This window comes from Angustibacter speluncae (assembly GCF_054777815.1).
The window spans coordinates 1-2,281 of sequence record NZ_BAAHAF010000143.1; the positions used below are offsets into that span (position 1 = coordinate 1).

Annotated in this window: 2 protein-coding genes and 1 pseudogene; all 3 read right to left on the reverse strand. The window is 77.9% G+C overall.

All coding sequences use genetic code 11. The annotated features are described in order from the left end of the window. Positions 1-1,188: alpha-(1->3)-arabinofuranosyltransferase domain-containing protein (locus ACYVKY_RS16220; protein WP_460436024.1), on the reverse strand; the 1,188-nt coding region annotated here is incomplete at its 3' end. Positions 1,189-1,238: 50 nt separating this feature from the next. Continuing rightward, positions 1,239-1,427 carry a hypothetical protein gene (locus ACYVKY_RS16225; RefSeq protein WP_460436025.1) on the reverse strand — a complete coding sequence of 63 codons (189 nt, stop codon included), beginning with the start codon at positions 1,425-1,427 and terminating at the stop codon, positions 1,239-1,241. Positions 1,428-1,449: 22 nt separating this feature from the next. Continuing rightward, a pseudogene (locus ACYVKY_RS16230) lies at positions 1,450-2,281 on the reverse strand (hypothetical protein); the annotation flags it as partial.

Genomic DNA, 2,281 nt, shown 5'->3' on the forward strand with positions numbered 1-2,281 from the left:
CGGCCGCGCGGCGGCGGCGAGGCGTCCGGGCGCCGGCAGCCCGCCCACCCGCGCCAGCAGGTGCGCCAGGCCGACGACGAGGGGCAGCCGGACGAGCGGGTCGAGCTTGTGCACGTTGCGCAGCGGCGCCAGCGGGCCGTCGAGCGCTGCGCGGGCCGCACCGGACAGCGGCGAGTCGAGCGGACCGGCGTGGGGCAGGGCGATCGCGACGACGCCGACGAGCAGGCACAGCAGCAGGAAGCCGCGGTGGGGCACCCGCAGCGCCAGGCCCGCGAGGCCGAGGGCCGCCGCGACGCAGGTCGCGACGACGAGCGCGCCGTCGGTCGCGAGGCCGAACCCGGCGTCCCACCACGGCCCGCCGGCCGTCACCACGTACCCGAGCCAGTGCGAGGTGCCGCGCACGACGTCGAGCAGCTCGACGTTGCCGGTGACGGCCGCGGCGTCCTCGATCCAGTCCAGGAACGGCGGGCTGTACCGGCCGAGCACGAGAAGCGGCACCAGCCACCAGGCCGACGCGAGCGCGCCGCACAGCACCCACCACCAGGTGAGCGCGCTGCGCCACCAGCCGGTGCGGGTGAGGAGCCACAGCGCGGCGGGCAGGCAGGCGGCCGCGGTCGCGGTCGCGTTCACCCCGCCCATCAGCAGGATCGCCAGACCGGACGCCGCCGCGGCCCGCCGAGCGGTCCACCGTCCCGCCGACGCGTGCACGAGCGGGAGCAGCACCCAGGGCGAGAGCAGCAGCGGCGCGGCCTCGGACGAGATCGGGCCGAGCGTCGAGACCGCCCGCGGCGACAGCGCGAGCGCCAGGCCCGCCAGGTGGGCGACCGGCGCCGACCGCACCCCCAGGGCCTCGACCAGGCGGCGACCGCCGAGGTACCCCGCGACCAGCAGCGCGAGCCACCACGCCCGCTGCACCGTCCAGGCCGGCAGCACCTCGCCGAGCACGGCGTGGAACGGGCCCATCGGGAACAGGTAGCCGTAGCCCTGGTTCTGCAGCTGGCCGAAGGCGCCCTCGGGGTCCCACAGGTGCAGGGCGCGGGCGAGCAGGCCCCACGGGTCCTGGGAGAGGTCGAGCTTGGTGTCGTTCGCGGTGCGACCGGGCACCTGCACCGCGACGACGGCGACGAGCGCCAGCACGCAGGCCGCGGTGCGCAGCGCCTCGACCAGGCGTCCCTCGGCGCGGGTCATCGGGTCGGGCCGGCGCGTCGGGTCAGCGGGGACGGCTCGCCCCCGGACGGTCAGCCCTCGTAGGGGTCGTAGTTGACCAGCGGCTGGTCGACCGGCGCCGGCATCGCCGAGCGCACCTGGGTGATCCCGAGGGTGGTGACGACCGCGAAGAGCGCACCGGCCACGACGGTGATGACGAGTGCGAGGCCGGCGGCCACCTGGCCGGAGTCGCTGCGCAGACGGGTGCGGAGTGCGGTCACGCAGGCGAGGGTAGCAGTCCGGTTACCCTCCGGTAGCCCGGTTCGGGCGACGTGTCGCGACGGCGCCCGCGGCGAGCCCCGCCAGCACCCAGGTGAGCACCGACGCCGCCCACCCGACCCGCTGGACGGTCCCCACCGACGCGGGCGGCGCGGGCGCGTCCGGGTGGCCGAGGTCGAGCAGCACGGTGCGCTCCCCCGACCAGACCTCCTCCGCGCCGTCGTCCCGGAGCGCCTCGAGGTCGGCGGCGCCCGCGGGCACGTCGACGACCACGAGCCGCACCCCGGCCGCCCGCAGTGCCGCGGCCGGCGACCGGCCGTCGCGCAGGTCGGCGGTCACCGCCGCCGCGACCGGGTCCTCCCCCGGGACGACGAGGTCGTCGCGGACCCGCAGCGAGTCGTCGACGAGCACCCTGCGGTCGAGCAACCGGGGCATCAGGTCGAGCCCGACCCGTCCCCCGTTCCAGGCGTAGGCCCGGTACTGGCCCCACGGCAGCGACGCGACGACCCCCTCGGGCGCCCGGTCGACCTCCTGCGCCAGCGCGGTGTACTCGTCCGGGACGTCGACCGCCGCGAACCGGCCGGCGGAGCCCCACGCGGCCGCAGGCAGCAGGGCGGGCGGGGCCAGGGCGAGCAGCACGACCAGGCCCGCGGTCCGGGAACCGTGGGCCAACAGCCGCGCCGCGGTCAGGCCCGCCGCGCAGGCGGTGAGCAGCACCCACCAGGCGAGCAGCTTCTGGCCGTCGCGCAGCAGCCCGCCGCCGGGGACCGCGGCCAGCAGCGCCGACACCAGGTCGCGGGTCGGCGCGGCCGCCTGCAGCAGCGTCCAGACCAGCCCGGCCGTCCCGACGACGAGC